The organism is Streptomyces sp., from assembly GCF_036524955.1.
Classification (GTDB): domain Bacteria; phylum Actinomycetota; class Actinomycetes; order Streptomycetales; family Streptomycetaceae; genus Actinacidiphila.
The window spans coordinates 1-7,808 of the sequence record NZ_DATDBG010000252.1 but is presented as its reverse complement, the minus strand read 5'-3'; the positions used below and the strand labels follow the sequence as shown (position 1 = coordinate 7,808).

The following is a 7,808-nucleotide window of genomic DNA, read 5'->3' as shown; positions in this document are numbered from 1 at the left end:
GCCGTTCCGCGGGACGGCTGACGCCGCCGCGGGTGGTGGAGCGATCTGCCGTCATGCGTCCCCTCCGTGGTGCGCTGGGCCGGCGCTCCCCGGGGCGCGGGGACCTCGGGCTAGCGGTGGTCGTCGTGGTCGGGCCGGCCGCCGGACAGTTCCCGTACGGCGTCGGCGAACAGTTCACCGCGCTGGTTGTAGTCGGTGAACATGTCCATCGACGCACAGGCCGGGGCCAGCAGGACCGTATCGCCCGGTGCCGCGAGGCCGCGCGCCGCCGCGACGGCCGCGGCCATCGCCCCAGTGTCGGTCCGTTCCAGCTCCAGCACCGGGACCCGCGGCGCGTGTCGCGTGAGCGCTTGCCGGAGCAGTGCCCGGTCGGCCCCGAACAGGACGACGCCGCGCAGCCGGGGGGCGGCCCGGAGCACCAGATCGTCGAAGGTGGCGCCCTTGGCGAGGCCGCCGGCCAGCCACACCACGGAGTCGTACGCGGCCAGGGAGGCCGCCGCGGCGTGCGGGTTGGTGGCCTTGGAGTCGTCCACGTACCGGATCTCGTCCACCACGGCGACCTCGGCGACGCGGTGCGCGTCCGGGCGGAAGGCGCGCAGTCCCTCGCGTACGGCGGCGGGTTCGACCCCGTAGGCGCGGGCCAGGGCGGCGGCGGCGAGGGCGTTGGCGATGTTGTGCGGCGCGGAGGGCTGTACGTCGCCGGTCTCGGCGAGTTCCTGGGCGTTGCGCTGCCGGTCCGCGACGAAGGCGCGGTCCACCAGGATGCCGTCGACCACACCGAACTCGGAGGGCCGGGGGGCGTTCAGGGTGAAGCCGATGGCGCGGCAGCCCTCCTCGACGTCGGCCTCGCGGACCAGTCTTTCGGTCTCCGGGTCGGCGGCGTTGTAGACGCAGGCGACCTGGTTGCCGTGGTAGATCCGGCCCTTGTCGGCGGCGTAGGCCGCCATCGAGCCGTGCCAGTCGAGGTGGTCGGGGGCGAGGTTGAGCACGACCGCGGAGTGCGGGCGGATGCTCGGCGCCCAGTGGAGCTGGTAGCTGGACAGTTCGACGGCGAGTACGTCATGGGGGCCGCAGTCCCGCTCGCCGAGGACCGCGTCCAGCAGCGACACGCCGATGTTGCCGACGGCCGCCGTGCGCAGACCCGCGGCGGTGAGGATGGCAGCGAGCATGCGGGTGGTGGTGGTCTTGCCGTTGGTGCCGGTGACCGCGAGCCAGGGGGCCGATCCCGGGCCGCGCAGCCGCCAGGCCAGTTCGACGTCGCCCCAGATCTCCACTCCGGCCGCCGCGGCGGCGGCGAACAGCGGGCTGCTCGGTTTCCAGCCGGGTGTGGTGACGACCAGGTCCGTGCCGTCCGGGAGGGTGTCCCCGTCGCCGAGGCGTACGGTGATGCCGAGCGCCTCCAGTTCGGCCGCCTCGGCCCGCTGCCGCCCCCCCGCGGTGCCGTTGACGACCGTCACGTCGGCGCCGAGGCCGTGCAGCACCTTGGCCGCGGGCACACCGGAGACGCCGAGCCCGGCGACGGTGACCGCCGCCCCTTTCAGGTTCGAGGTGGCGGCGGTCATGAGGCAGCCACCCACCCGGCGTAGAAGATGCCGAGGCCGACCGCCATGCACATGCCCTGGATGATCCAGAACCGGACCACGACCAGGACCTCGCTCCACCCCTTGAGTTCGAAGTGGTGCTGGAGCGGGGCCATCCGGAACACCCGCTTGCCGGTCAGCCGGAAGGAGCCGACCTGGATGATCACGGACATGGTGATGAGCACGAACAGGCCGCCGAGGACGGCGAGCAGCAGCTCGGTGCGGGAGCAGATCGCCAGTCCCGCCAGGGCGCCGCCGAGGGCCAGCGAGCCGGTGTCGCCCATGAAGATCTTCGCCGGTGAGGTGTTCCACCACAGGAATCCGAAGCAGGCGCCCATCAGGGCCGCCGCGACCACCGCCAGGTCGAGTGGGTCGCGTACCTCGTAGCACGCGCCGTTCGCGCTGACCTGGGCGCCGCACCACTGGCCGTACTGCCACACGCCGATGACGGTGTACGCGGCGAAGACCATCACCGAGGCGCCGGTGGCCAGGCCGTCGAGGCCGTCGGTGAGGTTCACGCCGTTGGACATCGCCAGGATCATGAACAGCGCCCAGACCACGAAGATGACCGGGCCGATGGACCAGCCGAAGTCCGTGGTGAACGACAGCTTGGTGGAGGCGGGGGTCTGGTTGCGGGAGTCGCTGAAGTTCAGCGCGAGCACCGCGAAGGCGATGCCGACGATGAGCTGTCCGGCCATCTTCGCCTTGGCCCGCAGGCCGAGGCTGCGCTGCTTGACGATCTTGATGTAGTCGTCGAGGAAGCCGACCAGGCCGAGCCCGGCGGTCAGGAAGAGCACCAGGAGGCCGGACATGCTGGGCTTCTCGCCGGTGATCAGCTTGGTGGCCGCGTAGGCGACGAGGGTGGCCAGGATGAACGCGATCCCGCCCATGGTGGGTGTGCCGCGCTTGCTGTGGTGGGCCTTCGGACCGTCGTCCCGGATCATCTGCCCGTAGCCCCGGGAGGCCAGCAGGCGGATCAGCAGCGGGGTGCCGATCAGCGAGAGGAAGAGTCCGAGTACGCCGGAGACGAGGATCTGCTTCATCGGACGGCACCCTCGCGGGCCGTGCCCTCGATACCGCCGGGCGCCTCCGCCAGCGCCAGCGCGACGGATTCGAGCCCGACCGACCTCGATGCCTTCACCAGCACGATGTCTCCCGGTCGCACTTCCCTGCGCAACAGGTCGATCGCCGCCTCCGCGTCGGACACGTGCACCGACTCCTCACCCCACGAACCCTCGTTATAGGCGCCCATTTGCAGCCAGGCGGCTTCGGTACCGCCCACCGCCACGAGCTTGCTGACGTTGAGCCGGACGGCCAGCCGCCCCACCGCGTCGTGCTCGGTGAGCGACTGCTCGCCGAGTTCGGCCATCCGTCCCAGCACCGCCCACGTACGGCCCCCCCGAGCCTGTGCGGATCTGCCCATCGCGGCGAGCGCGCGCAGGGCAGCCCTCATGGAGTCGGGGTTCGCGTTGTAGGCGTCGTTGACGACCGTCACGCCGTCGGGCCGCTCGGTGACCTCCATCCGCCACTGTGACAGCGGGCCCGCCGCGGAGAGCGCGGTGGCGATCTCCTCGACGGGCATGCCGAGTTCACGGGCGACAGCGGCTGCGGCGAGCGCGTTCGACACGTGGTGCTCACCGTACAGGCGCAAGGTCACGTCGGCGCACCCGGTGGGTGTTCGCAGGGAGAACACCGCCTGTCCCCGGTCGTTCAGCCGGACCTTCTCGGCGCGGACCTCGGCTTCCTCGCTCTCCCCGAACAGCACCACCCGCGCCTTGGTCCGCGACCGCATGGCCCGTACCAGCGGGTCGTCGGCGTTGAGTACGGCGACCCCGCCGTCCTCGGCGGTCGGCAGTTCCTCGACCAGTTCGCCCTTGGCCCGGGCGATCTGCTCCCGGCCGCCGAACTCGCCGATGTGGGCGGTGCCGACGTTGAGCACCAGGCCGATCCGCGGCGGGGTGAGCCCGGTCAGGTAGCGGATGTGGCCGATGCCGCGGGCGCCCATCTCCAGCACGAGGTGGCGGGTGTGCCGGTCGGCGCGCAGCGCGGTCAGCGGCAGGCCGATCTCGTTGTTGAGCGAGCCGGCGGGCCACACCGTCGGGCCGAGCCGGTCCAGCAACTGCGCGATCAGGTCCTTGGTGCTGGTCTTGCCGGCCGAGCCGGTCAGCGCGACCGTGGTGGCGCCCAGGTGCTCGATGACGTGGGCGGCGAGCCGGCCGAGGGCGGCCTGCACGTCGTCCACCACGATCGCGGGCACGCCGACCGGACGGGCGGCGAGCACCGCGACCGCGCCGTCGGCGACCGCGCCCGCGGCGAAGTCGTGGCCGTCGGCCCGCTCGCCGGCGAAGGCGACGAAGAGCGCGCCGGGCACCACCTCCCGGGAGTCCCTGACCACGGGCCCGGTGACCCGTACGTCGCTGTCCGGTATGTCGTGGGTGCTCCCGCCGACCGCGCGTGCGACCTCGGCGAGGGTGAGGGGGATCACGGTTGCTTCTGGTCCTTCTCGATCGCGGCGCGCAGCACCTCACGGTCGTCGAAGGGGCGTACCTCTCCGGCGATGTCCTGGCCCTGCTCATGGCCCTTGCCGGCCACCAGCACGATGTCGCCGGGCCGCGCCCGGGCGACGGCGGCGGCCACCGCGGCGGCCCGGTCGGGTTCGACGATGACGTGTCCGCGCTGGTCCGCGGGGACGTCGGCGGCCCCGGCCAGCATCGCGGTGAGGATGACGAGCGGGTCCTCGGAGCGCGGGTTGTCCGAGGTCAGTACGGCGGTGTCGGCGAACCGGGCGACAGCCGCGCCCATCGGGCCCCGCTTGGTACGGTCCCGGTCGCCGCCGCAGCCCAGCACGACGTGGACACGGCCGTGCTGGGCTGCGGCGGTGCCGCGCAGCGCGCGCAGGACGGACTCCACGGCGTCGGTCTTGTGCGCGTAGTCCACCACCGCGAGATACGGCTGACCGGCGTCCACCCGCTCCAGCCGGCCCGGGACGCCGGGCACCGCGGCGATGCCGTCGGCGGCGGTCTGCGGATCGACCCCGGCGGCGGCCAGCGCGACGATCGCGGCGAGGGTGTTGGCGATGTTGAACTGACCGGGCAGCGGCGCGGTGGCCCGTACCCGCTCGCCCTTGGGGCCGACCGCGGTGAACCGGCTGCCCAGCAGCCCGGCGGCGACGTCCTCGGCCCGCCAGTCCGCTTCCAGCCGTCCCTCGGCGGAGAAGGTCACCAGCGGCACGGCGGCCTCGGCGACCAGCCGGCGGCCGTATGCGTCGTCCAGGTTGACCACGCCCAGCCGGCTGCGGCGCGGGGTGAACAGCTGCGCCTTGGCCTGGAAGTAGTCCTCCATGCCGGCGTGGAACTCCATGTGCTCGGGGCTGAGGTTGGTGAAGACCGCGACGTCGAAGACGGCGCCGTCCACCCGGCCGAGCACCAGGGCGTGGCTGGAGACCTCCATGACGACCGAGGCGACGCCGCGCTCGCGGGCCACGGCGAACAGTGCCTGGAGGTCGGTGGCCTCGGGGGTGGTGCGCTGGCTCTTGATCCGCTCGTCGCCGATCCGGGTCTCCACGGTGCCGATCAGCCCGGTGCGGGGCCCGTGGACGGCCCGCAGTCCCCCCTCGACCAGGTAGGAGGTGGTGGTCTTGCCCGAGGTGCCGGTGATGCCGATCCGCAGCAGGCCCTCGCCGGGTTCGTCGTAGACCGCGGCGGCCAGCTCGCCCAGCTCCGCCCGGGGGTCGGCCACGGTCAGCACGGGCAGGCCGGTGGCGGCGGCGCGTTCGCTGCCCGCCGGGTCGGTGAGTACGGCGACCGCGCCCGCCCGCGCCGCCTGGGCGGCGAAGTCGGCGCCGTGGAATCGGGCGCCGGGCAGGGCGGCGTAGAGGTCGCCGGGGCGGACCGCGCGGGAGTCGTGGGTGACGCCGGTGACGAGGGCGGGGCTTTCCGGCGGGCGGGTACCGAGCCGTTCGGCGAGCTCCGCCAGCGGTTTGGGGCGCGGCTGCGCCGGGCGCGGCGCGCCCGGCTGGGTGAGGGTTGGCTGATCAGCGTAGGGCACGGCGGTGAGGTTACCGGGCTGGTCGGCCTGCGGGCGAAAAGAGCCCGCGGGGTGGTGGCGCGGGTCGCGGCCCTGATCCGCTCGGCGCGCGCCCCCTGACTGGCCTGTCCGCTCGTCTCCTCGGCCGCCCCGGTCGCGGTCCTGTCCGGTCATGATCGGCCTGCCCTGTTCCCGGTGGTCCTGGCGTTCGGGGCGGTCCCGGTGGTGCCGGCGCTCGCGGGTTTCGCCGCGTTCCCGGCCGTCGTCACCGGCTCCGCCGGGTCGAACTCGACCGGCAGCGACGGCGCGGGCTTCCCGGACGGCGGCACCCGCAGCGTCTTCAGGGCGAACTCCATGACCTGCTTGAACACCGGACCGCAGATCCGGCCGCCGAAGTAGCTGCCCCGCGTCGGGTTCTGGATCACGCAGGAGACGGTGACCCGGGGATCGTCGGCGGGCGCGAAGCCCATGAACGAGGCGGTGTAGCCCTTGTACCGACCGGTCAGCGGGTCCACCCGGTTGGCCGTACCGGTCTTGCCCGCCACCCGGTAGCCGTCGATCCGGGCCTTGACGCCGGTGCCCTGCTCGTCGCCGACCACCGACTCCAGCATGGTCGCCAGGGTCCTGGCGGTCCGCTCACCGACCGCCCGGGTCTTCTTCGGCGCGGGAGCCGGCACGAACCGTCCGTCGGGGCCGGTGATCCCGCGGATCAGCGAGGGCTGCACCCGGACCCCGCCGTTGGCGATCGTGGAGTACACCGAGGTCGCCTGGAGGGCGTTGAGCGACAGGCCCTGGCCGAACGGGATGGTGAACTGCTGCGAGGCGTTCCAGTCCTGCGGCTCGGCCAGGATGCCGGCGGTCTCGCCGGGGAAGCCGAGACCGGTCGGGCTGCCCAGGCCGAACTTCTTCAGGTACGCGTGCAGGACCGCGTTCGCCCGCGGCTGCGTGCGGCCGAGCTGCTGGGTGGCGAGGATGGTGCCGATGTTGCTGGACTTGGCGAGCACGCCGTTGAGCGTGAGGTACCAGGTGCCGTGGTCGACGTCGTCGTGGAAGATCCGGTCCGCGCGGGGCAGGGTGCCCGGGACGGTGACGCGGGTGCCGGGGGTTGCGGTGCCGGTGTCGAGGATGGCGGCCATCGACATGACCTTGCTGACGCTGCCGGGTTCGTAGGCGTCCTGCAGGGCGGCGTTGCCGAGGGCGCGGGGGTCGGCACGGGAGACGTCGCCCGGGTCGTAGCCGGGCGCGTTGGCCATGGCCAGCACCTCGCCGGTCCTGGAGTCCTGCACGATGACGTAGCCGCGGTCCGCCCTGGACTGGCGCACCTGCGCGGTGATGGCGCTCTGCGCGGCCCACTGGATGTCGCGGTCGATGGTCAGCTCCACGTCGGAGCCGGGGATCGCGGGGTGCTCCTGCATTCCGGCGGTCGGCACCTGGCGGCCGTTGGACTGGGCGTACCTGACCTTGCCGTTGGTGCCCGCGAGGCTGCGGTCGAGCAGCGACTCCAGGCCGCCGGCGCCCCGGCCCTCGCTGTTGACGAAGCCGAGGACGCCGGCCGCCAGGTCTCCGGCCGGGTAGACCCGCTTGGCGTGCGGCTCGCTGAAGACGCCGGCCAGCACGTCGGCGCCCCGGCCGTGGGCCGCCTTGGCGGCGAAGGCCCGCTTGAGGTCCTTGATCTGGTTCCAGGCCTGCGGCGACTGCCGGCGGGCGAGGATCTGGTACCGCGATTTCGGAGTGGCGAGCTGCCGGGCGATCTTCGTGGCGTCCCCGCCGACGATCGGCGCCAGCAGTTCGGCCGCCTGCTGCGGGGCGTCCTTCACCCGGGTCTGCGCGGGGGTGAAGAGGTACGGGTCCGCGGTGATGTCGAACGCGTCCACGGTGGCCGCCAGCGCGACGCCCGAACGGTCCGTGATCGTGCCCCGGTCCGCGGTGACCTCGTGCGTCACCCAGCGGTTCACCGCCGCCTTGGCCGAGTACGTGGACGCGTCCACGGCCTGCACCTGCAACAGCCGCACGACGAACGCGGCCATCACCAGCGTGAGCGCCACTCCGACCAGCCGCAGCCTCGGCCGCGGCCGCCCCAGCCGCACGATCTGCGCTCCGCGCGGGGTCACGGGGCCCCGGGGCCGCCCGACACCGGGCCCGCTGCTGCGGAAGGGCGGGCGGGCGGCGCCCACACGGGGTCCGGGCCCGCCCGCCGCCGCG

5 protein-coding genes are annotated in these 7,808 nt (G+C 73.4%); all 5 read right to left on the bottom strand.

The window, feature by feature from the left end; genetic code table 11:
* Positions 1-110 precede the first annotated feature (110 nt).
* Positions 111-1,562: a UDP-N-acetylmuramoyl-L-alanine--D-glutamate ligase gene (gene murD, locus VIW71_RS20100; RefSeq protein ID WP_331623782.1), complete on the bottom strand. Its 1,452-nt coding sequence runs from the start codon at positions 1,560-1,562 to the stop codon at positions 111-113.
* Entirely contained in the window at positions 1,559-2,623 is a 1,065-nt protein-coding gene (gene mraY / locus VIW71_RS20095; protein WP_331623781.1) for a phospho-N-acetylmuramoyl-pentapeptide-transferase, read from the bottom strand. The genes murD and mraY overlap by 4 nt, the downstream gene beginning before the upstream one ends.
* Entirely contained in the window at positions 2,620-4,065 is a 1,446-nt protein-coding gene (locus VIW71_RS20090; protein WP_331623780.1) for a UDP-N-acetylmuramoyl-tripeptide--D-alanyl-D-alanine ligase, read from the bottom strand. The genes mraY and VIW71_RS20090 overlap by 4 nt, the downstream gene beginning before the upstream one ends.
* Complete coding sequence (locus VIW71_RS20085) at positions 4,062-5,780, bottom strand: UDP-N-acetylmuramoyl-L-alanyl-D-glutamate--2,6-diaminopimelate ligase (protein ID WP_414720790.1); 1,719 nt, start codon at positions 5,778-5,780, stop codon at positions 4,062-4,064. The genes VIW71_RS20090 and VIW71_RS20085 overlap by 4 nt, the downstream gene beginning before the upstream one ends.
* On the bottom strand, positions 5,777-7,808 hold a 2,032-nt coding region (locus VIW71_RS20080), incomplete at its 5' end, for a peptidoglycan D,D-transpeptidase FtsI family protein (protein ID WP_414720789.1). The genes VIW71_RS20085 and VIW71_RS20080, both read right to left, overlap by 4 nt.

Coding starts and splice junctions, on each gene's coding strand:
- murD (WP_331623782.1), bottom strand. CDS start 1,562: ATGACCGCCGCCACCTCGAACCTGAAAGGGGCGGCGGTCACCGTCGCC.
- mraY (WP_331623781.1), bottom strand. CDS start 2,623: ATGAAGCAGATCCTCGTCTCCGGCGTACTCGGACTCTTCCTCTCGCTG.
- VIW71_RS20085 (WP_414720790.1), bottom strand. CDS start 5,780: ATGACCGGACAGGACCGCGACCGGGGCGGCCGAGGAGACGAGCGGACA.